Genomic DNA, 23,455 nt, shown 5'->3' with positions numbered 1-23,455 from the left:
GTTTAAATTATTTAGGATTTGCAAAAAAGCTTGTACTTGCTGTGCTAATCGTTTTATCGTTAGCAACAACCTCAAATTCTACTTCACTTTTATAATTTTTAATTTCGTTAGGTTTTCTTATCAGGAAAAACGTTAAGTGTATGGTTCCTTCCTTTGGTAATATTTTGTCATTTTGGATGAACAGAATACTATCTGTGTTGTTAGCAGATTTAAAGATGAAATTTATTGGTTTGTTGGTTTTGTTAATTAATTCGGCGTTGTACAAATTGCTTATTGTATTATCTGGCCTGATTTGGAATAAAGTTCCACTTGCTCTTAATACCGTTGTTTCTACAATTTGCCTTTTGTAAATAAGTGAGGAGAATAAAACAATAGCAATAAACAGAACAGTAGCATAACCATAAGCTTTTAAACCCGCTTTAAATGGCATTCTGAGTTTTATAAAATCATTATTATAGAAACCTATAAGCCTTTTAGGTTTGTTTATTTTAAGCATTACTTCATCGCAGGCGTCGATACAGGCAGTACAATTAACACATTCTAATTGCGTTCCTTTCCTAATATCAATACCTGTTGGGCAAACCTGAACGCAGAGGCCACAATCTATACAATCGCCTTTTGAATTATTTTGGATGTCTTTTGATGTTTTGCCTCTTGGTTCTCCGCGTTGTTCATCATAAGCAACAATTAAACTCTGGTTATCAAGCAAAACACCTTGTAGTCGTCCGTAAGGACAAATTACGGTGCACACTACCTCGCGGATGTAAGCAAAAACGATGTAAAATATCGCTGTGAAAATCCAGATGGAAATAAAACCAGAGCTATGTTTTGAAACTGGTTCGGTAATTATTTTATACAGTACATCAGAACCAATTATGTAAGCTAGAAAAGTGTTTGCGATGGCAAATGAAATGAGTAGAAACAGGAGATGCTTACCCGATTTTTTAATTATTTTTTCGGCATTCCAGTTTTGTGCATCTAGTTTTTTTTGTCTTATTGCATCGCCTTCAATCCAATATTCAATCCTGCGGAAAATCATTTCCATAAATATGGTTTGTGGGCAGGCCCAACCGCACCAAAGCCTGCCTAGAACTACTGTAAAACAGATGATGAAAAGGATGAAAATCAACATTGCAAAAGCAAAGAGGTAAAAATCCTGAGGCGTAAAGATTAATCCAAAGAATACAAATTTTCGTTCTAAAAAGTTAAGTAAAACCAGCTGTTCATCTTTGTACTTTAAAAACGGGAAGCTAAATAAACAAAGCAACAAGCCATAACTTACCCACTTTCGGTAGTTATATAATTTGCCCGAAGGTTTCTTTGGGTATAGGAAATTACGACCCTTGCTTTTTTGCTCTGCCTTATTTTTTGTTAGCATCTTCTTTTACCTCATTTACTTTCTGATTTGCAGGCTCATATTTTTCTCCCTGAGGCGCTTTTGCACCAACTGGTTTTGTGCCTTCTAACGAGAGAATGTAGTTGGTTACTTCGCTTATTTGTTTTGGTGATAAGGTTTTTTCCCAGCTAATCATCCCTTTTTCTGGAACGCCATATTTTATAGTTTTAAAAATATTGTTTACACCGCCACCATGTAACCAAAATTCATCAGTAAGATTTGGTCCGATTATACCACCACCAGCAGGACCATGACAAACTACACAGTTACCCGTGAAAATAGCTTTACCAGATTCTATAACCATTGCGGAGTTATCTATTTTTACATTACTTTCATCAATCGCATTTGCTGATTTTTGAAGGTAAATTGCTTTGTCTTCAATTGATTTATTTATTTCGGCTTGATAAAGTTGGTCTTGATTTAAGCCATAACCACCGATATAGTAATAGAAAAGATAGCCAATACCAAATAATATTGTTCCGTAGAATAGAAAGTTAAACCAACCCGGAACTGGGTTATTTAGCTCGTGAATGCCATCATAAGCATGGTCTATTACTAGATCTTTCTCTTCCTCAATTGGTCTTAAGCTTAAAATTTTATTCCAGATAGATGGTTTTGTATTCTTTGTTTTTAGCCAGCTATCGTAATCTAAAACTTGCTCTTTTAAAGGTGCAGCATAGGGTGTAGGATTAACTTGCTCTTGGTACATTACCTTAAAAGCATTTAATAAAGTAATCGACACGAAAAGTAAAACCAGTGCAAATATTAATAGAATCAATATTAAGGTTTGCGATTGACTTATCCCTAACAAACTTGGTTCTGAACTTACTGCTGGTGTAGCTACCTTTTCATTTGCTGAAAAAGCGGTTAGGGTAGCAATAGTAAATAGGAGTGTTATGTTAAATTTTTTCATGATAATCTCCTAATCTTTTAAAGGTAATTCGCTCATTACATCAACGTGTTTTTTATTTAGTTTGATAAGGTAAATACTCACTATAATGAAAAATACCAGAAATAATAGCAGCGAACTGATTAAGTAATATTCGCGGCCTGCTAAGTTTTTAAGTTGTTCGAACATGGCTATTGGTTTGATGGAATTACTTCTTTATTTGCTTTAATATCAGTCCCCAGTCGTTGTAAGTAAGCGATTAGTGCAATGATTTCTCTATCGCTTTTTACATTGATGTTGTTTTGCTTTAACTCTGTAGTTATTTTAGTTGCCTGAGTTTTTAACTCATCATTTGCTATTTTATCAAAACCTTCAGGGTAAGGAACACCTAAAGTTTGCATAGCCCTTATTTTGCTTGGCGTTGTTGTGATGTCGAGTTGTTGCTCAATTAACCAGGGATAAGGTGGCATAATACTTCCAGGCGACATCGAAGTTGGATCTAACAAGTGATTGAAATGCCAGGCATCAGAATATTTTCCGCCTTCGCGGTGTAAATCCGGACCAGTTCGCTTGCTTCCCCATAGAAATGGATGGTCATAGACAAATTCTCCGGCTTTGCTATACTCTCCATAACGTTCTGTTTCTGAGCGGAAAGGTCTAACCATTTGTGAATGGCAGTTTACGCAACCTTCGCGAATGTATAAATCTCGTCCCTGCAATTCTAAAGCAGAATATGGTTTTACACTTTTTATGGTTGGTACGTTCGATTGTATGGTAAATGTTGGCATCATTTCAACCATTCCTCCAATTAGGATAATGATTAAAGAAAGTACCATGAACTTCATTGGTTTGCGTTCTAATACCCTATGCCATTTTTTATCCATCGGATTTGTTTCTACAATCACTTCTGGTAATGGCATCGCTTCAGCAGCTTCGTTAGCGACTAAATTTCCTTTTAACATGGTTTTAGCCAGGTTAAAAGTCATTACAATTGTACCCAGCAAATAGAAAGCACCACCAACCGCACGGAAAACATGCATTGGAATAATTTGAAGAGTTACAGCTAAAAAGTTAGGGTATTTTAAAAGTCCTTCCTCCGTAAACTCTTTCCACATTAGGCCTTGTGTAAAACCTGCCCAGTACATTGGTATGGCATAAAAAAGAATACCCAATGTGCCAATCCAAAAATGGAAACCCGCTAGTTTTTTAGAGTAGAGTTCAGTTTTGTAGATTCTAGGGATTATCCAATATAGTACGCCGAAGGTTAAAAATCCATTCCAGCCTAGTGCGCCAACATGTACGTGAGCAACAATCCAATCGGTAAAGTGCGCAATACCATTAATTTGTTTTATAGAAAGTAACGGACCTTCGAAAGTTGCCATACCATAGCAGGTTAATGCAACAACCATAAATTTCAAAGTCACGTCATCGCGAACCTTGTCCCAAGCGCCTCTTAAAGTTAGTAATCCATTAACCATACCGCCCCAACTTGGAGCGATAAGCATAATGGAGAAAACAATTCCTAAAGATTGTGCCCAGCCAGGTAAAGAAGAATATAATAGATGGTGCGGGCCTGCCCAGATGTAAATAAATATTAACGACCAGAAATGCAGGATACTTAACTTGTAAGAATAAACTGGTCTGTTAGCCATTTTAGGTAGGAAATAATACATCATTCCCAAATACGGAGTAGTTAAGAAGAAGGCTACTGCATTGTGGCCATACCACCATTGTACCAATGCGTCTTGCACTCCGGCATACACATAGTAACTTTTCATAAATGAAATTGGCAGCTCGAATGAGTTAACGATATGTAAAACCGCAATGGTTACAAATGTTGCGATGTAAAACCATATGGCAACATACAAATGGCGCTCTCTTCGTTTGATGATTGTGCCAAACATATTTACTCCAAAAACTACCCAAATCAGTGTAATTGCAATATCTATTGGCCATTCCAGTTCAGCATATTCATGAGAAGTAGTAAAGCCAAGAGGCAGTGTAATTACAGCAGAAACAATAATTAATTGCCAACCCCAAAAATGAATCGCACTTAAAACATCGCTAAACATTCGGGCTTTTAATAACCTTTGTAATGAATAATAAACGCCCATGAAAATGGCGTTTCCAACAAAAGCAAAAATTACGGCATTGGTGTGTAAGGGGCGGATACGACCAAATGTAGTGTATTGGCTACCCATATTCATGCCTGGTTTTATGAGCTGCATGGCAATGATGAGACCAACAGTCATCCCGATTACGCCCCAAACAATGGTTGCAATTCCAAAGTTTCTGACAATTTTGTTGTCGTAAGTAAATTTCTCTAACTGCATAATAATTAAAAAGGGGTTTGTTAGTTTTTGTTCAGCAAATGTATCTAAGGCGTTATTGCCTAATTATGATTATGGTTTGTTTGAAATATGATTTTCATCACTTTTGGTTTCTTCCTCATCGAAAAGGATTCTTATCCCAGGCGTGTAAACATCATCGTGCTGGCCAGTTTTTGAGGCCCAGAAAAATGCAGCTAGAAAAATCAAGGCCATTAAAACACTACAGCCAACTAAAAAATATAATATGTTCATAGCTTGTTTTTTCTGGCAAAAAAGTGAGTTGCAATAGAAGTGAAGGAGATAATGGTTATCGTGCTAATTGGCATCAATACGGCAGCCACTAGTGGGTAAAGTGTGCCTTGTACCGCAAAATAAAGTCCCACACAATTATAGATTATGGCTATAGCAAAACTGATTTTAACCACCTTTAAACCATCGCGACTTAGTGCTACGAAATTTGGTAGTAAACTTATGCTCTTGCCTGTTAGTATTGCATCGCAACCTGGCGTAAAATTGTTGATGTTATCTGTTATTGCTATGCCGAAATCGCTTTGTTTTAAGGCTCCGGCATCGTTTAAACCATCGCCAAGCATCATAACTTTGTGGTTTTTTCTTTGTTCTTGAAGCACATAATCCAATTTTTGATGTGGACTTTGTTTGAAATTTATTTTTGCATTTGCTGGGAACAAATTTTTTAATTTGGTGTGTTCTTGATTTGTATCGCCGGATAATACGTGAAGCTGAAATCTTTTAGCCAATTTTTGAATAAGGTGTGGCAATCCTGGGCGCCATTTTTGTGTAGTTTGAAAACTTCCCTTGTAATGATTGTCTATTGCAACATGAACACCATTACTCTTATGAAATCTGATGTTTTCTGGAAGTATAGAACTATTGCCTAAAAAGATAAGTTTGTTATGAATTGAACCAGATATTCCATTTCCTGGACTTTCCAGATAGTTTGTAACCGGCATAAAATCATCGCAACATAAATATTTTAATATGTGCCTACTTAAAGGATGAGATGAGTTTCTAACTAAAGATGCAACCAGTTTCTGTTCATGATAATCTAGTATTCCTGTAAAAGAAAGATCTGCGTTTTCTGTACTTGTTAATGTTCCGGTTTTATCGAAAATTATGGTGTCGCAAGCTGCTAAAGCTTCAACAGCATCTGTATTTTTTACATAAAAGCCCTTTTTATCAAAAATTGATAGAATTGCAGAAAGTGTAAAGGGTGTACTTAATGATAAAACACACGGACAAGCCACAATAATTACTGCCGTAAAAGCTGCCCACGCTTTATGACTATCGTTTTGCAATAACCAATAAATTGTAGCCGAAAACGCTATACTGAACACGGAAATGCTGAAATACTTTGCAACGCTGTCGTTAAAATTCTGCTTCTTTATGTCAGATTGGTAATTTTCGTTGTTCCACAATCCCGTTAAATAGCTTTGAGATACAGGTTTTATAACTTCAAGTTCTACTGCTTCAGCTGTCTGACGCCCGCCGGCATAAATAATTTCGCCCAAAACCTTGTGTACAGGTTCTGCTTCGCCAGTTACAAAACTCATGTCCATCCAGGCATCACCTTTCATTAAAATCGAATCGGCAGGCACAATTTCCCCGTTTCTAATCCAAAGTCTATCGCCAATTGCAATTTGCTCAATGGCAAGTGGTTTTTCCTTGCCATCTTTAATTGTTGTTACTGCGATTGGGAAGTAGGAGCGGTAATCTCTGTCGAAAGAAATGTGATGATAAGTTCGTTGCTTTACCCACTTGCCCATCAATAGAAGAAATACAAGTCCGGTTAATGTATCGGCAAAACCTGGGCCGTTATTGAAAATTACATCAAAAGCAGTTCTAGAAAACAACATGGCAATTATAAGAGCCAAAGGCGTATCAAGGTTAATTTGTTTATGCTTTAAACTTGTAATGGCCGAAACGAAATAATCTTTACCACAATAAAATGCTGCCGGTATCGAAAATGCAAGATTTAGCCATCCGAAGAGATGTTGGAATTGTTTTTCTAAACTGTTTAATCCAAAATATTCTGGGAAACTAAAAAGCATTACATTTCCCATTAAGAAGCCTGCAACTGCAATTTTTTGAACTAATAATTTGTTAATTGAATTATTGTTTTCCTTAACAACGTCTTGCAAACTAATTAAAGGTTCGTAACCAATTTTGCTTAAAATTTCGACCAGTTTACGTAACGAAATTTCTTCGTGTTTAAAGCTAATCGTAACCTGACGCTTCAGGAAATCTATCCTCGAAGAAAATATGGCTTCGTTGATTTTATATAAATGTTCCAATAGCCAAATACACGAGCTGCAATGGATAGCAGGGATATAAAAAGTTATTATACTTGCCTTTTCGTGTTTATAATCTAACAGCTGATTGATGATTGCATCTTCGTCAAGATATTCGAAATGGCTATCGTTTTGAGTTCTTTTTCCGGGTCTATCATTATAAACATAGTAGTTGCAAAGGTTATTTTCTGATAGTATTTTGTAAACAGTTTTGCAGCCTACACAACAGAAATCATGTCCACCTAAACTAAGTTTAATATTATCTAAACACTCTCCACAATGGTAACAAAGCTCTTTTACTATGGTGTTATGATTTTTCATAAACTATAAATTTATATAGCGATGCTAAATATTTGATTATTAGTTTCTTTTTCCCAAAGTCGCTCATCAAAGGCCATACAGATATTTCTTAAAAAAGCCTTGCCTTTCAGTGTTACATTTAACTGGTTTTCATTAAGAGAAACTAATCCATCTTCAATTAATGGGACTAATTTATGGTGAACCGTTTTTGGTATTCCACTATGAAAAAGACTTTTTCCATCGCACATTATATTTCGAATATGTTTGCGTAAAATTAAATCTTTACGAGATAGAATATGTCCTTTTTCAATTGGGAAATGGCATTTCTCAATGCGTTCTAAGTAAGTTTCAACTGTTTTTACATTTTGTGAAAAAGCAGTATAACTATCGCTAATTGATGAAACGCCTAAACCAATAAGCAATTGAGTATGCTGATGCGTGTAACCCATGAAGTTTCGGTGTAAAGTATTTTTTTGCGCTGCAACAAATAAACTATCGTGTTTTTTTGCAAAATGGTCCATGCCAATATTTTCATAACCCGCTTTTATCAAAGTATTTTTGCCAAGGTTGTATAAGATGAATTTTACTTCACTGTTTGGTAAATCCTTTTCTGTGTAACGGCGTTGTCCGGGTTTTAACCATGGTACGTGTGCGTAGCTGTAAAATGCAATCCTATCGGGATTCATTTTAATAACGTAATTCAAAGTTTCTGTTAATCCATCAATATTTTGAAATGGAAGACCGTATATTAAATCGAAGTTGATTGATGTATAGCCAATATTTCTTGCCAGTTCAGTAATTTCCTCAACCTGTTTTGGCGTTTGAAAGCGGTTAATCATTAATTGTACTTTTGGGTCGAAATCCTGAATTCCGAAACTTAAGCGTTTAAAACCTAGTTGATAAAGCGTGATTAAATGCTCTTTTGTGGTGTTATCTGGATGGGCTTCAAATGAAAATTCTGCATCGTCTGATTGATCGCATTTTTCTAAAATCCCATTAATAAGCTTTTTAAGATTATTTGCACTGAAAAATGTCGGTGTACCGCCGCCTAAATGCAATTCTTTGATTTTAGGTTTGCAACCTAAAATATTAAGATACATATCCCATTCTTTTATTAGGGCATTAATGTACGGTTGCTCAACTCCGTGATTCTTAGTGATTCTGGTGTTGCAGCCACAGTAAGTGCAAAGACTTTCGCAAAAGGGTAGATGGATGTATAAACTGATGCCTTCGGTTTTATAATCTTCGAAAGTGTTTTTTACAGAGATTAACCATTGTTCTTCACTAAATTTATCAGTTTCCCAAAATGGTACGGTAGGATAGCTAGTGTAACGTGGAGCCGCAACATTATACTTTTTAAGCAATGCTAAAGTGTCCATTAGGCTTTATTTAATGTTTTTGTAACAGAACAGTTGTTTTGGCAACAGCAAGCATTTCCAACGCACTTACCCGCTGCCCAGTTATCCAAATTTTTTACCACTTGCTGCATTCTGTCTAACGCACTCTGCCCATTTTTAAAAGGAACATTTGCAATTTTGAATCCGGCTGTAGCAGCAGATTTTAAATCTAGATGATTGGTTTCGAAAGAAGATGTTGCAATGTATTTTATACCAAGTTCTTTCAGTTTTTCGATTAGCTCCTGATTAACTATATCGTTATTAAAAACAAGTAGGGTTTCCTTTCCGGCAGCAAAAGCAATAGTTTCAGCTGAAAGACTATTTGCGATAATAGTTATATCGTGCTTTTTGTGATTGGCTAGTACCAGATATTCTTTTTCTTCGGGCTTAATGTTGTAAGCAATCGCTTTCATAAACAAATTTTTAGTTCTCAAAACTATAATTTGTTGATTATGTGGGCTGTGAGTTTAGTCATCTGAAAAAGTGATTCTCATCAGAATTGTGCTGGTTTGTTATTGGCCGTCTTTTTGAATGAAGCTTGGCAAATGGAAAATATATGAATTGGATTAACAGCTTAAAAGATTTTCCACCCAGGTCGAAATGGCGGTTTTAGTTTATATTGAGTGTAGTCGACATACTACCACTGACTTTTTATAAACTGATGTTTTTAAACCTTTTAAGGCATCTAAGAAAATCTAAGTTTAAATGGTCTAACATCTCTTAAATGGTTAATTTTTATTACAATAACATCATTTATATTGATTTTTATGAAATAAATTAACCTTCAGGATGAACTGTGTTTTTGTGTTTAATTATAAAAAGGACTTTGACAGACTTAAGTTTATTGTTTTACGTTCTTCAGCTTAGAAATAGCGCAAATTTTAATTGCGTTACCAGTTTTCTCTATTAATTTTTCTTCTTTAAAATCAGCGAGCATTCTACTTACTGTTTCGCTTGCTGTGCCCACCATTGCGGCCAGATCATCTCTCGAGATTTTAATAGTTGAACAATCATTTTCGATGTTACCAAATTTCTCCGCAACTTGAATCAAGGCATCAGCAACACGTTTTCTAACCGAAAAATAGGCGAGTTGTAACATTTGATTTTCTTTCTCTCTGATGCTTCCAGATAACAATCGGATAAATGCAGCAGATAATGGTTGATGTTGATAGAGGTAATCCGTAAAATCTGCTTTTGGAATTAAAATCAATTCGCAATCTGCAAGAGTTGCGGCATTGTCTTCATAATCAGATTCTGTAAAAAGACTTTCATAGCCAAAGAAATCGCCAGGTTGGTAAAGTGCAGAAGAAAGTTCTCTTCCATCCTTAAACCGCTTGTAGGTTTTAACCTGACCTTGTTTTATGTAATAAACATGTGTTGGCTCATCTTCCTCAACATAAATAATTTGCTTGTTTGCCAAAATTCTGCCTTTTCCTTTTTCTACTAGCCCTGCAAATAAAGATTTTGTATCGATATCATTTCCAGTAAAGTTACCGCTTGTTTTACTCTTTCTAAGTCTTCCTTCAATCGCATTAAGCAGTTCTATATCATCAAAAGGTTTTGTTAAATAATCATCGGCACCCATTTCCATTCCTTTACGCATATCAGCTCTTTCGCTTTTTGCAGTAATGAAAATGAATGGAATTGTTGATGTTCTAGGATTTTTGTGCAAAAGATAAAGTACGCCATAACCATCTAGTTCAGGCATCATAATATCGCAAAGAATTAAATCTGGATGATGTGTTGTTGCCTTTTCTACTCCAATTTTACCGTTATTGGCTGTAAAAGTTTCATAACCAGCAAGCGTTAAAATTTCTGCAGTACTCTCGCGAATGTCATCGTTATCTTCTATAATTAGAATTTTCTTTTTCATTGGTGTGAATTGGGATTAGTTACTTGCAAAGGGAAATTTTAAAAGAAAAGTGGTGCCAATATTTTGTTCGCTTTCGCAAGAAACAAAACCATTCATCAAGCCAACATATCGTTTAACAATGTTTAAGCCTAGTCCGGTTCCGGGAATACTGCCTGTATTGTGCGCTCTAAAAAAAGGTTCAAATAAGTTATTTAAATCGGTTTCTGGAATTCCAATACCGTTATCTTTTATTTCAATAACCAATTCATCATCTTTTAAAATACTATTAAACTGAATCATTGTGTTTTCTCCGGAATACTTTATAGCATTGGAAATCAGATTAATTATGCTGTTCTTTAGTAAGTTTAAGTCTAAGTAAACTTGGGCTGAAATACCTTGATGCTCGTAAATAATATGTTGGTCTTGCTTGCTGATAAGCTGCATTTCCTCGACAATTTCTTCTGCGAAATTTATAATGTTAAACTCTGTAGGATGAACTTCTACTTTTCCAGCTTCCAGTTTCTCCAGAGAAAGAAAATCGTTTAGGATTGTAGTTAAATTACCAACTGCATTCTTAATTTTGCCGGTATGCTTTTCAATATTTTCGGTGTCTTGTTTTGGCGTATATTTATCAATTAAAGTTGCGGATAATTGTATAGAACTTAGTGGAGTCCTAAACTCATGAGATGCCATTGATACAAATCTGGTTTTAAGTTGATTAAGTTCTTTTTCCTTAATAAATAATTCATTTACATGTTCCTTTGCAGATTCTAATTCTGCAACCAGTTTCACTAAGTCCCTTGTTCTATCTCTAATCTTATCTTCAAGCTCTTCTGTATAGCTTTTAATTCTTGCTTCATCTTCCTTGTGCTTACTTAAATCATGAATAAAGCCGGTATAAATCTTCCTATCACTAAATTTAACTTCGCTAACGCCAAGGCGGAAAGGGAAAGTAGAGCCATCTTTTCTTTGCCCGATAACCTCACGACCAATGCCTATAATTCGTTTATGTCCGGTGTTGTCATAATTTTTAATATATCCATCGTGCCGTTCTTTATCTGGTTGAGGCATTAAAACTGATACATTTTTACCAACCAATTCTTTGCTTTTGAAACCGAAAAGCTTTAATGCTGCGGGATTAACATGTTCTATAATGCCCCTGTCATCAATCGTGATTATACCATCTATCGCGTTTTCGATAATGGCACTTAGTAATTTTGCTCTTTCCATAAACCAATCACGTAATATTAATCATTTGAGTAGAATTTCAGATCAAAATTTTATTTTGTCTGGCTCAAAATTAACAATTGTGTGTTTATCGCATTAATGCTAAATACGGTTTCTTCCAAAAGTCTTACCTGTTCTTCGCTCCATATTTTTAAATCACAATCAGCCTTTTGAATACTTTCCCTATAAAAATCTATTCCTTTCATCAATTGACTGTGAAATTTATTTAAGTAATTCTTTTTCTTTTGATTAATACAGTTTATGTTAATTTTTAGTTCATCATTAAAGCCTTGAATATCTTTTTTTAAATAATCAATATAAAGTCTTAATTCCTTTACAAACAGGTTTGGTCGGTTAACATTTTCAAGCAAATTAGTTTTGCCGTAAATATGATCAACCATTTCTTTTAGACTATATTTTTTGGAGAAGTAAGCCAGATTCGGTCCAGGACAAATACTAACTGCTCTACTTTCCTTTGATTTTAAAATCTCATCTTTAATGTAAATAGAACTGCATAATCCTTCGCAAAGGCAAACCTTTTCGGTAACTAAATCAATTTGCTTTTTTAATTCATTTTCTGCCAAAGCCGATGCTTTTAAAGCTTTAATCTTGAGGTTTTGATATTGTCTAGAAGCTGTACAGATTGGTTGTTCGGTAAATTCGGTATTGGTGCAAAGGTATTTTTTGGTACACGGACTTCCTGGTCGGTTTTTTGAAATGCGGTGCAACCTTTCTTTCTCTGCAGTACTCTTTTTAAAATTATTAAAAGGAATACCTAATGGCGAAGAGTTACTTAAATAAAAATCGCTTTCAGTAGCTTCTGCTAAATTAGTTAAAGTTTCTTCATCAACATTTGTGGCTTCTTCAACCAACAAAAACGGACTTCCCCAACCAGCAGCATCAAGGCCATAAGTTTGCATTAAATAATTATGCTCATCTGAAGTTCCAATTCCACCTTGTGCAGTAATTTTTTGCGTTGGCTTGGTTATAATGTCTATATTTTTCTGATTCAGGGCAGATAAGTAAATTGCCCAAAGCTCTTCCATTAATATTGCTCTGTTCTCTTTAAATTCTTGCAAAATAGGTCCCAGTAAGAAGCCTTCAGTTGCAAAAGCATGTCCGCCGCAATTTAGGCCAGATTCAATTCTGAATTCAGAAACCCATAAACCTTTTTTTGCCAGCATTTTCGCTTGTATTAATGCCGAACGGTAGTCACTAACTTTTAATATTATTTTTTTCGAAAAATTAGATTCTGCATCTGGATAGAAATCTGCAAAATCTTCAATATAGCTATATAATCGTGGGTTCAATCCTGCAGAAATAACAACCGAAGATTGTAGTTCGCTATTAGCAAACCCTCTTAGTGTAGCAAGTGCATCTGTATTTTCGTTTCCTAAATTAAGACTATCAGCAAAATTTACCTTATCTACTTTTGCCATAATATTTACGTCGATACTGCCAGCTTTCACTTCATTTCTTAGCTGATTTTCTAACGCATCTCTTTTTCTCCCGAATGGAAGGTTAAGCATAACATTATAGAATTTCTTTTGGATACTATTTTCATCAAGAAATTCAAAGTAACTGCATAATTCTGTTCCTTTATCAAATGTTTGTTTTTTAATTGATTCTATTTGATTATCAACCAATTTTTTTAAAAGATTTAGGTATGCCGTTATTCTTCGGGCTCTACTATCGGTTTCAGATTTATGGATTGTAACATAGGGCTCATTGTTTAAATCTGAATGATATTTACGCATTCGCTCGCAAAGTTCATCATCAACAATAGAAACAACAGACGAAATTCCAAACTTGGCAACTTTTAAAGGTGTATCAATTGAATAGGCGAGGCCTAAAACCGGTATATGAAAAGTATGTGGCATGATGTGTTTTAAAAGCAAATTAACGCAAGTTGAATGCTTAAAAAAGTGATGATTATCACTTTCCTGATTGACTAAGGTTATATTTTCGATAACTATTTTTAATCCCTATTAATGGACATACCAGATATTTAGATTGCATAAATGATATCTATTTCATCATCAAACTGTATTATTTTGTTTGTCTTGGTTTTGTTACTTGTTGTTGTCAATTGGTAATCAAGTAGATATGATTTTTCTGCAGAATGTTGATTTTGTCATGCAACTAATTTTATAGTTTTTCGTCTTATGAAAGTGCGAGCTAATTGCACCATTATGACAACAAACTAATTATCTGCTAATCCTTTAAGTTTTATGAGAAAAAATATCTGCCAAACCTTCTCCATTTTATTATTATTAATTTTATTTCCCTTTATTTCATTAGCTCAGGAGCCTTCTGGAACTATTAAAGGAAGTGTTGTTGATTCTGCATCTAAAAAACCTATAGAATTTATAACTATTGCCATTAAAAAAGATGGCACAGTTTTTAAAACTACAGTTACACCAGAAAACGGGCAATTTGTTTTCGAAAAAATTCCTTTTGGCAGTTACACCTTAACAGCAATTGCTGTTGGTTATGGTACAAAAACGGTTCCGGCCGAACTTAAAGCTGGGACTACTAATTTTGATGCTGGTAAACTCTTGCTTGCTTCTCAAACTAATAATTTATCAGATGTTTCTGTAACTGCTCTACGCCCAATTATTAAGCAAGAAGTGGATAGGATTAGTTATGATATTCAGGCTGACCCCGAAAGTAAGGTTTTAACCGCATTAGATATGATGCGCAAAGTTCCGCTGCTTTCTCTTGATGCAGATGATAACATCAAATTAAAAGGTAGTGGTAATTATAAAATCTTAATTAACGGAAAACCATCGAGCATGGTAGCCAGAAGTCCGAAAGATGTTTTAAGAAGTATGCCCGCTTCATCAATTCAGAAAATTGAAGTAATTACAACGCCACCAGCTAAATATGATAGTGAGGGGCTTTCGGGCATTATAAATATCATCACCAATAAAAAAATAGATAATGGTTACAACGGAAGCTTAAATCTTCGTCACCAATTTCCGGTTGGTGGACCAGGTATCGGCGGTTTTGTAACGGTAAAACAAGGCAAATTTGGAGTTACCGCTTACGGCGGGACAGGTTTTTATAGCTCTCCTGAAACAGAAATTATCAACTCCAGATTAACAACTGGTACAAATCCTTCTGAATTGTTAAATATTGGTCGACGAAAATTCGATAATAATTACCGTTATGGAGGTGCTGAATTAAGTTTTGAAATTGATACTTTAAACCTGATTACTGCTGAAGTTAATCCTTATGGGGGCTATAATAAATCGAACAACACACAGATATTCCGGTTAACTAGTCCAGCTCAGGTTACTACTTACGATTTGTTAAGCCAGAATCGTTTCGATTGGGGTGGCTTGGATATGACATTGAATTACCAATTAGGTTTTAAAAGCAATAAAGAACGATTGTTAACTTTTTCTTACAAGTATAGTAATGGTAATAATCCGCAGAAAAACGATTTAACTTTTAGTAATCGTCAAAATTATAACGATCCAAATTATATTCAGCAAAATGATAGCCGTTCAAGAGAGCAAACTATTCAGCTAGATTATGTTCATCCAGTTAAAAAGTTAAACATAGAAGGCGGTATTAAAGGTATTCTGAGAGATAATAACAGTAATTTCGAATATCTCGGCTTAAATAATGCAACGGGTAATTATGAAATCGACCCTGCAAGAACAAATATTTTCAATAATAATCAGGATGTTATTGGCGCTTACAATTCGTATTCTTACAATTTAACAAATTGGGGATTTAAGGCTGGTGTTAGAATTGAAGAAACATTTGTTAAAGCTGATTTTATTAGCAATGCATCAAATGTAAACAGCGATTATTTTAATATCATTCCTTCATTTTCAGTTAATCGGAAATTTAAAGATCAAAGCAATCTAAACTTTGGGTACACTCAGCGTATTGAAAGACCGGGGATTGATAATCTAAATCCATTTGTAGATAGGTCTGTACCAAACTATGAATCGACAGGGAATCCTGATTTGGAAGCAGTTTTAAGTAATAATTTCGAGTTAACGTACAGCAAGTTTAAAAAAGGGTCAGTTAACGTTGGTGTAAGTTATAATTTCGCCAATAATACGATTCAAAATATCTCAGTTTATAGCGATGTAGATAAAATTACGAGAAGCACCTTCGCCAATATTGGTAAAGACAAAACATTAACAACAAACCTAAACGTAAACTACCCATTAACACCAAAATGGAATTTAAGTTTAAGTGGAAACATTGGTTACAAATGGCTGGAAGGAGCAATTAACGGTGTTTTAACTAAAAATGATGGGATGACTGGTTATTTTTATGCAAATACAGGCTACAAATTCGAACGCCAATGGAGGGTTAATGCAAGCTTTAATTACAGTGCTCCCGATGTACTATTGCAAGGAACATCTGGAGAGTATTACTACATGTCGTTCAGCGGAAGCAAAGAGATTATTAAAGATAAACTAACTTTTTCTGCAGGTATAAATAATCCATTTGCTAAATACAGGTACTACGAAACATTTACCCAAGGAACTAATTTTATGCAAACCTATCGCGGTCAAAACTATAATCGTTCTATTAATGTAAGCCTAAACTGGAAATTTGGAAAACTGAAAGACGCTATCAAAAAGAGTCAACGGAGCATTAGTAATGATGATGTGAAGAGTAGCGGTAGTAAATCTGGAAGTTAAAATGAAGGGTCTGTATCAAAATTGATTTTTTGAAGTAATGTTAGCACAATAACATTTTGAGCGGTCGTCTTTCCCGTGAAAACCTATCGTAAAGCGATATAAAGGTTATGAAATAAAAGCCTTTTGAAGCATTAAGATGCCCAGCCAAGCTCAGCATGAAGATATCGCCAAATTAAATTCTTTTACAAAAGCTGAATTTTTTATTGTGATACAGGCTCTTAATTTTTAAAGGCATGAAAAATTGTAGCAATAATTAGTACACAAACAATTGCCTGAAGTACAACTATGGTTTTGTTTTTCATATTCATTTCAATTTTTTTATTTAAACGATTGGTGAAGAAGTAACGCTACATTGTTAAAAAAATCAGCTTTTATTTCTTTACTTTTTATTACGATTTTTTATCATTATTGTAATTGAATCTTAAAATTAATATCAATGAAAATTGCAACGTATAATGTAAACGGTGTTAATGGTCGTCTTCCGGTATTGTTACGCTGGTTAGAAGAAACACAACCCGATATTGCCTGCTTACAAGAGCTTAAAGCACCAAATGAAAAGTTTCCGATTGAGGCAATTAATGCCGCTGGTTATAATGCAATTTGGCATGGTCAAAAAAGCTGGAATGGGGTCGCAATTCTTGCAAAGAATAAAGAGATAAAGGAATTAAGAAGAGGTTTAGCTGGCGATGATGAAGATTTACAAAGTCGTTACATTGAAGCTATAATTGATGGTGTAGTTGTTGCTTGTTTGTATTTGCCAAATGGTAACCCGGCTCCAGGCCCAAAATTAGACTATAAACTTGCCTGGTTTGAGCGCTTAACTGCACATGCTGCAACTCTTTTAGAACGTAATTTACCAGTTGTAATTTGTGGTGATTATAATGTTATTCCGACAGAATTAGATGCTTACAAGCCTGAACGTTGGGATGATGATGCACTTTTTCGTCCAGAAGTTAGAGCGGCTTACCATAATTTGGTCGCTCAAGGTTGGACAGATGCAATAAGAAAACTTTATCCAACGGAAACGATTTACACTTTTTGGGACTACTTCCGCAATGCGTATGGAAGAGATGCAGGTTTGCGAATTGATCATTTTTTATTAAGTCCGTTATTGCAAGATAGGTTAGTAGCTGCAGGAGTGGATAGAAATGTTCGAGGCTGGGAAAAAACAAGTGACCATGGACCAGTATGGATAGAAATTAAGTAAATAACAACCAATGTAATTTTTTTGTATTCTATCTGTTACAGCTTGTGAATGAGTAAAATATTTTATTAATTTAAAGCATTACAAAACCTAAAGCTTATGAAGAACTCGAAAGACGAAAAGAAAATTACGGCCTTCTTGAACAAAATTAAATCTGAGTGGCCAGGGAAAATCGAAAGATTTGAATTTAAAACTGCAACAGTTATTTACGTTCATCTAAAAGAAGGTATTTCTAGCATAGATTTTCTTGGAAGCTTATCGCGGAAAGTAGAAAAACTTGTTGATTTTACCATACCAATTATTCTTTATCACATCGAAAGTGATGGTATGAATCTTCGTTCACATCCAATAAACTGGTATTCTTCTTTAAGCAAATAAATATGAATAGGAAGCTTTATTTAACTATGAAACTTCTTATGCCAGAAAACACGTTATTTTCAGTAATACCTTGGATTATGATTTTAAAATTATCGGCAATATCGCTTGTTTTAAAATTTAATTCTGCATTTCCATTTTTATCAGTTATAATCCCTGGCTTCCAAAAAAGTGTAGATAAATATTGAATTTCTTCTGTTTGATTGCTAACACCATAAAATATTCTTTCTCCATAAATTCCTCCAATTTTTAAAACTGTCTTCTCGTGTTCCGGACAACCAATGTAATAGTATGGTTTTACCGTAAACCAGGAATCATTTAAATCGGTTCTAATCACATACAGTGTATTGGGCTTTGGCTTAAATCTTTTGGTCGCTTTTTCGTAATTAAAGTGGCCGGCTTCATCAACAAAATCTCCACAGTCATTGGTGCCAGGTTCTCCTTTAAATGCAAACATAGAACCATCTGTATTTTTTGCTTTTATAGTTACTTCCTGTAGGTTATAATTATTTTCCAAGCCTTTTAACATCATATCACTACTAGTCGAGCTATTTGTAATGCTTTTTGTAGGAATATAATTTTTGCTGTTTTCTGAGAGGTTATTCCCAATTGTAAGAAATGGATCTTCAACGTCAATTTTGTAATTAATGTTGTTTTTTCCACTTACCATTAGTGTTATCATTTTGCCTTCATAAGCAAATAAGTGTTCATTTTGCAATGTGAAAGCTCCGTTATTATCTGTAGTAATTAAGCCTGTGTTTTTAGCACCCAATGCAATTAACTGAATAGGTTCTTTAACAGACTTACCATTCCCATATTTTACAACTCCCGTTATTTGAGGTGTAAGATAATTTTTCAAGGTGTCTGTTTTATTATCGATAATATCTTGCCAAGTATATTTTCTCCAGCCCTTAATTAATAGCATATATTCTAAGTATTCCGGATTTAAAAAATCTTTACCAGATGGGTCTTTTGGTAAATTGCCTAAATCATGTTGTAGGTAAACATAGTTTTCAATATCTGCGAAGCTGCTATTTAACCTGTTTTGTTGTATTACAGCGGCAGAAAATAAACCTGTAGCAGGTTTTCCATATTTGTCAGTTAAACGGATTTTAACATTTACACTGTCTTTTTTAGTATAACTTAGCTTATTAACTTCAACTTTAACATCAAGCCTATCGTTGTACCGAGCAAAGAATAATCTTTCGGCAATAGGTTTGCCGCTATCGAAAACTGTGATAGTACAAATTCCTTTAGGTAACTGAAAAAGAGGAATTTTTAAAGAATTTCCTAATGCAGTGGTTTTAGCCTGGAAATTTGCATAAATACCATCTCTGTTTTTTATCAAAATTTGAACACTTTTTTTTGTTTTTGTAAATAAGTTTACCTGTAAAGTATCATCTGTTATGGCGTTTGGTAAATTCAAAACTAGGGTACTTTCGATAGGTTTTGGTAAATGATATGTGCTATCGGACTTGATATAATTACCAGGGATAGTTTTTAATGTGTAAATGCTGTTCTGCGTCGGTTTCAATTTAAATTTCCCAGCACCATAGCTGTTGGTTTCTACAGTGTCAATCGGTTTCTCATTCTGATATAAAATAGCTTTAACTGCTATCGGAATTTGATTATCTATTTGAGCTTCCCAAGCAATCACATTTGGTAAATCGTATGATAAATTTCCTCCCTCGGGAAAGAAACGAACAGTGATTTCTTTTTTTTGCACTCTCGGAAGATTAATTGTTAGATATTGAATTTGTTTATTTAACTTAATCTTTGCCTGTAGAACCGGATTGCTATTAAAAAGATTGACTTCTGGAATTGAAAGAAAAAAATCGTGTTTGTTTTGTGTTATTGCTTGCAAAGTTTTTTTACCATAAGTATATTCAACAACTGGAGTTATTTTAGATTTAGGCTCTTCTTTAAAATTTACCGCAATTTTTGCCCTTAATAATCCATTTTTTGCTGTTGAATCTATGAGATATATAGCTGAAGTGAAATCTTGCCGAGTAATGCTTTTAATGGAAATGTTAGTAGAAAATTTGGCAACTGGGATTTTATTCGCATCAATTAAGTTCGTAAAAGCAATCAATTGGTAATTTCCTGAAGGAATGGTATCTGGTAATGTTAATGCGCCAAAGCTTAATGCATTTCGCATTTTATATTTTTCTGTTAAAATAACTTTTTTAGTAACCATATCTGCCAGCGCAATTGATAAAACATTGTGTTCAACCGTATCTGAACCAAAATTTAATAAGTAGGCACTAAACCATATTGATTCATTATTAGTGTAAACAGTTTTATCAATATGAAGAAATAGTGGTAATGAGCGGTTTGCTCTTTGATATTGCTTTAACTTATCTTCTATTAAGTCGCTACTAATTTGAATTTGCTGAGCGAAAAGATTTCCCAATTGGAGTAAGAAAAATAAAATTATTAACCTTAAATACATATCAATTAGGAATATCTGAAACGAAAAGAGTTATCAATTTAGCTAAAACTAAAAAACTTTAAGAATGAGTCACATTAAATTTACCTTAATGCGTCTAATAATTTGTTTATCAGCTAAATAAAAGATTGTTTGGCTTTGCGTAAAACGATAGTTGAAATAAATCAACTTGGAGTAAAAAATGCAGGATAAATTAATATCCTGCATTTAACAAACAATTAATCAGAGTCTCTCAACAATAATTAATGAATTGTAAGTTTAAGTATTTAATTTCAAACATCAAAAGTATTTTTAATTCTATTTAAGAGTAGATTAAAAAAAAATCAAATAACAATTTTTCGCTTATTTAAACTGTAATAATCTAAAAATATCGTTTTTCGGATACTTTTAATGTGTTTCGGATTTCGAGAGATGTAAAATTACTTAGATGGTCTCTTTACAGCAAATTTTTGAAACTTAGGTTTTTTAGGAGGTTCTTCTTCTGATATTTTAATGCTTAAAACATTACCCTTGAATGATTCTCCATTAAGATTCGAGATAACTTTTTGTGCGTCATCAACCTTTAACATTTCCACGAATGCATATCCCTTGCATTTATGCGTAACTCTATCACGAACAACTTTAATAGTTTCAATGGTGCAGTATAATCCTATAAGCATGGCTAAGTCCATTTCGCTTACGTCGGGCCTAAGCCCACCGACAAAAAGCTTCGTCATTAGAGGTAAATTGTTTTAGGTGTTAAAATTCTGCAAGTTAATTTTTTTAGAGAGATATATCAAGCTTATAAAACAACTTAATTGTTTTATTTTATCACATATTACTAATGAAATCAATTCATTGTAGTAGTATGGGACAACATTTTAAGCATTATAAGGAGTAAGTAATGTTTTTTAACTAAATGGTTGATTATAAGTTAATAAAACTTAAATTTTATACTAAAACTTTAAAAGGGATCGGTTGTTGTGAATGATTAGGCAAAATTTATAATCTTAAAATAAATAAAAAGTTATGAAACTTTACAAATCAATCCCTTTGATGCTCTTGACTATCGTAATGATATCAGGGTGTGTCAGTAATAAAAAATACACCGAATTACAGTCTACTTTTGATAAACTAAGAGAGCGAAACCAAGAGCTTAGTAATAAGTATCAGGATAGCCAAAGAGAGCTTACAGGTGCAAATAGCAGAGTTAAGAGTTTAGAGGAGCAAATTGCTTCTGAAAAAGCAAATACTGCAGCATTACAAGATGCATTAAATAAATGCTTAAGTTCAAGTAATCAAGGAAATGTTAATATTTCTAAGCTTGTCGATGAAATTAATAGTTCGAATAAATACATAAAACAATTAATCAATGCCAAAAATAAAAGTGATTCGCTTAATATGGTGTTAACTAATAATTTAACCCGTTCTTTAAGTCGCGAAGAATTAGGCGATGTTGATGTTCAGGTACTTAAAGGAGTTGTATATATTTCGTTAGCAGATAATATGCTTTATAAATCTGGTAGCTATGAAGTATCAGATAAGGCAAGTGAAACGCTAAGCAAAATTGCAAAGATTATCAAAGATTACAACACTTACGATGTACTTATAGAAGGTAACACAGATAATGTGCCTATTGTACAAACTAATATTAGAAATAATTGGGATTTAAGTGCTTTAAGAGCGTCTTCAGTTGTTCAGGTGTTGCAGGCAAAATACGATGTTGATCCAAAAAGATTAACTGCAGGCGGGCGAGGAGAGTTCAATCCAGTAGCTGATAATAGTACACCCGCTGGAAAAACAAAAAATAGAAGGACACAAATTATCATAACGCCAAAATTAGACCAGTTTATGGAATTGATTGGAAAGGCGCCAGAACAAGCTGCAACTCCAAAGCAATAATTATAAATATTTAGAAACTGTTTAAAAATGATTTATGGATTTTATAAAGGTGCGTGGGGACACGCACCTTGGTTATTGCAGTGGAACGTGTCTCCACGTTCCATAAAGTAATTAAAATTTAAACAGTTTCTTAATTGAATGATGTTTTTTTAAGTCTGGTTAAATGCACTAAAAAGATGAAATGATTGAGCAATTATGTTGATTTTACAACAACTAATGTTTTTAGAAGTATTTCTACGCAGACTGGTAGAAATACTTCTAGTTACATATTTAATACGCTTAGTGTAAGTAAACTAATTTTTGACTTAAAAGTTTTAAATTTTATTTATCGTATTGCTTTGTAATACAGTGTTTTGCGTAATATTAACAGAAATAAGTGTGTCTTTTGTCAGATTTAACAGATAACAATTATCTTTTTTTAAAAAAATATATATATTTGTTCTTACCCTTTCGAGGGTATGTTTTTCATAGGTAGATGTAGGGTCAGAACTTTGTTCTGGCCCTTTTTTATTATGTCTGCTCAATAAACCTTATTTTTGTTTCTCATGATTAAGAAAAAAGTAATTATTGCTGTAACAGGAGCTAGCGGTTCTGTATATGCAAAGGTTTTATTCGATGAATTAATTAAGCTTAGTAATCAAATAGAGGCGGTTGGAGTTGTTATGAGCGATAATGCTAAAGAAGTTTGGCAGTTCGAATTAGGTAATCAGATTTATAACGATTATAAAGACTTTACTTTTTATAGTAAAAATGATTTTAATGCACCATTTGCTTCTGGTTCAGCAAAATATGATACAATGGTTATTGTTCCTTGCTCTATGGGTACTTTAGGTAGAATTGCACACGGAATTTCGAATGATTTGATTTCTAGAGCGGCCGATGTTGTTTTAAAAGAACGTAGAAAGCTCATTGCTGTTGTTCGCGATACACCTTTTAGTTTAATACACATCAATAATATGAAAACGGTAACAGAAGCTGGCGGAATAATTTGCCCAGCAAATCCATCCTTTTATAGTTTACCGAAATCAATAGAAGAAGTTGCGAAAACTGTTGTTAGCAGGGTATTAGATTTAGCTGGTTTTGAGCAGGACAGTTATCGTTGGAATGAAAATTAAATTCTCAATTTGTTAACTTACTGTAAGGATTCCGTAATCTAAAATCGTAAATCAACAA

At 33.8% G+C, this 23,455-nt stretch carries 18 protein-coding genes; 5 read left to right on the top strand and 13 right to left on the bottom strand.

Annotated features, from left to right (window positions below):
• Positions 1 to 7: 7 nt before the first annotated feature.
• The 11 genes from ccoG to ACFOUY_RS14680 form a co-directional block, all read right to left on the bottom strand.
• Positions 8 to 1,378 carry a cytochrome c oxidase accessory protein CcoG gene (gene ccoG, locus ACFOUY_RS14730; protein WP_378961644.1) on the bottom strand — a complete coding sequence of 457 codons (1,371 nt, stop codon included), beginning with the start codon at positions 1,376 to 1,378 and terminating at the stop codon, positions 8 to 10.
• Positions 1,362 to 2,309, bottom strand: coding sequence for a cbb3-type cytochrome c oxidase N-terminal domain-containing protein (locus ACFOUY_RS14725; RefSeq protein ID WP_378961643.1), 948 nt, complete (start codon positions 2,307 to 2,309; stop codon positions 1,362 to 1,364). The genes ccoG and ACFOUY_RS14725 overlap by 17 nt, the downstream gene beginning before the upstream one ends.
• Before the next feature lie 9 nt (positions 2,310 to 2,318).
• The gene (locus tag ACFOUY_RS14720) at positions 2,319 to 2,474 is read right to left on the bottom strand and encodes a hypothetical protein (RefSeq protein ID WP_378961642.1); all 156 of its coding nucleotides are present in this window, start codon (positions 2,472 to 2,474) and stop codon (positions 2,319 to 2,321) included.
• A gap of 2 nt (positions 2,475 to 2,476) precedes the next feature.
• A complete protein-coding gene (ccoN, locus tag ACFOUY_RS14715) occupies positions 2,477 to 4,618 on the bottom strand; it encodes a cytochrome-c oxidase, cbb3-type subunit I (protein ID WP_378961641.1) in 2,142 nt (713 codons plus the stop codon).
• Between the two features lie 69 nt (positions 4,619 to 4,687).
• Positions 4,688 to 4,867: a cbb3-type cytochrome oxidase assembly protein CcoS gene (gene ccoS / locus ACFOUY_RS14710; protein WP_378961640.1), complete on the bottom strand. Its 180-nt coding sequence runs from the start codon at positions 4,865 to 4,867 to the stop codon at positions 4,688 to 4,690.
• On the bottom strand, positions 4,864 to 7,245 hold the full coding sequence (locus ACFOUY_RS14705; protein WP_378961639.1) for a heavy metal translocating P-type ATPase: 2,382 nt from the start codon (positions 7,243 to 7,245) through the stop codon (positions 4,864 to 4,866). The genes ccoS and ACFOUY_RS14705 overlap by 4 nt, the downstream gene beginning before the upstream one ends.
• A gap of 11 nt (positions 7,246 to 7,256) precedes the next feature.
• Positions 7,257 to 8,603 (bottom strand): oxygen-independent coproporphyrinogen III oxidase, encoded by a 1,347-nt coding sequence (gene hemN, locus ACFOUY_RS14700; protein ID WP_378961637.1) that lies wholly within the window; start codon positions 8,601 to 8,603, stop codon positions 7,257 to 7,259.
• Positions 8,603 to 9,034, bottom strand: a complete 432-nt coding sequence (locus tag ACFOUY_RS14695; RefSeq protein WP_378961636.1) for a Rossmann-fold NAD(P)-binding domain-containing protein — start codon at positions 9,032 to 9,034, stop codon at positions 8,603 to 8,605. The genes hemN and ACFOUY_RS14695 overlap by 1 nt, the downstream gene beginning before the upstream one ends.
• 428 nt (positions 9,035 to 9,462) lie before the next feature.
• Positions 9,463 to 10,494, bottom strand: a complete 1,032-nt coding sequence (locus tag ACFOUY_RS14690) for a response regulator (RefSeq protein ID WP_378961635.1) — start codon at positions 10,492 to 10,494, stop codon at positions 9,463 to 9,465.
• A 15-nt stretch (positions 10,495 to 10,509) separates the two neighbouring features.
• Positions 10,510 to 11,703: a PAS domain-containing sensor histidine kinase gene (locus ACFOUY_RS14685; RefSeq protein WP_378961632.1), complete on the bottom strand. Its 1,194-nt coding sequence runs from the start codon at positions 11,701 to 11,703 to the stop codon at positions 10,510 to 10,512.
• Positions 11,704 to 11,753: 50 nt separating this feature from the next.
• Positions 11,754 to 13,580: a hypothetical protein gene (locus ACFOUY_RS14680; RefSeq protein ID WP_378961631.1), complete on the bottom strand. Its 1,827-nt coding sequence runs from the start codon at positions 13,578 to 13,580 to the stop codon at positions 11,754 to 11,756.
• A gap of 351 nt (positions 13,581 to 13,931) precedes the next feature.
• On the opposite strand from ACFOUY_RS14680, the gene ACFOUY_RS14675 reads away from it, so the two are divergent.
• From ACFOUY_RS14675 to ACFOUY_RS14665, 3 genes are all read left to right on the top strand, one after another.
• Positions 13,932 to 16,373 carry an outer membrane beta-barrel family protein gene (locus ACFOUY_RS14675; RefSeq protein ID WP_378961630.1) on the top strand — a complete coding sequence of 814 codons (2,442 nt, stop codon included), beginning with the start codon at positions 13,932 to 13,934 and terminating at the stop codon, positions 16,371 to 16,373.
• 436 nt (positions 16,374 to 16,809) lie between these two features.
• Complete coding sequence (gene xth, locus ACFOUY_RS14670) at positions 16,810 to 17,580, top strand: exodeoxyribonuclease III (protein WP_378961628.1); 771 nt, start codon at positions 16,810 to 16,812, stop codon at positions 17,578 to 17,580.
• A 96-nt stretch (positions 17,581 to 17,676) separates the two neighbouring features.
• Positions 17,677 to 17,955, top strand: a complete 279-nt coding sequence (locus ACFOUY_RS14665; protein ID WP_378961627.1) for a hypothetical protein — start codon at positions 17,677 to 17,679, stop codon at positions 17,953 to 17,955.
• A gap of 16 nt (positions 17,956 to 17,971) precedes the next feature.
• Here ACFOUY_RS14665 and ACFOUY_RS14660 read toward each other — a convergent pair whose 3' ends face one another.
• On the bottom strand, positions 17,972 to 20,365 hold the full coding sequence (locus ACFOUY_RS14660) for a hypothetical protein (protein WP_378961625.1): 2,394 nt from the start codon (positions 20,363 to 20,365) through the stop codon (positions 17,972 to 17,974).
• Between the two features lie 455 nt (positions 20,366 to 20,820).
• Positions 20,821 to 21,117 (bottom strand): RNA recognition motif domain-containing protein, encoded by a 297-nt coding sequence (locus ACFOUY_RS14655; protein ID WP_378961624.1) that lies wholly within the window; start codon positions 21,115 to 21,117, stop codon positions 20,821 to 20,823.
• A 292-nt stretch (positions 21,118 to 21,409) separates the two neighbouring features.
• Between ACFOUY_RS14655 and ACFOUY_RS14650 the strand changes: the two genes are divergently transcribed.
• Together ACFOUY_RS14650 and ACFOUY_RS14645 are read left to right on the top strand one after the other, a co-directional pair.
• Positions 21,410 to 22,282, top strand: coding sequence for an OmpA family protein (locus tag ACFOUY_RS14650; protein WP_378961623.1), 873 nt, complete (start codon positions 21,410 to 21,412; stop codon positions 22,280 to 22,282).
• A 545-nt stretch (positions 22,283 to 22,827) separates the two neighbouring features.
• On the top strand, positions 22,828 to 23,397 hold the full coding sequence (locus ACFOUY_RS14645) for a UbiX family flavin prenyltransferase (protein ID WP_378961622.1): 570 nt from the start codon (positions 22,828 to 22,830) through the stop codon (positions 23,395 to 23,397).
• Positions 23,398 to 23,455 lie beyond the last annotated feature (58 nt).

This window comes from Pedobacter jamesrossensis (genome assembly GCF_042650905.1).
GTDB lineage: Bacteria > Bacteroidota > Bacteroidia > Sphingobacteriales > Sphingobacteriaceae > Pedobacter > Pedobacter jamesrossensis.
The sequence above is the reverse complement of the archived record's forward strand: the minus strand, read 5'-3'. Positions and strand labels throughout refer to the sequence as shown.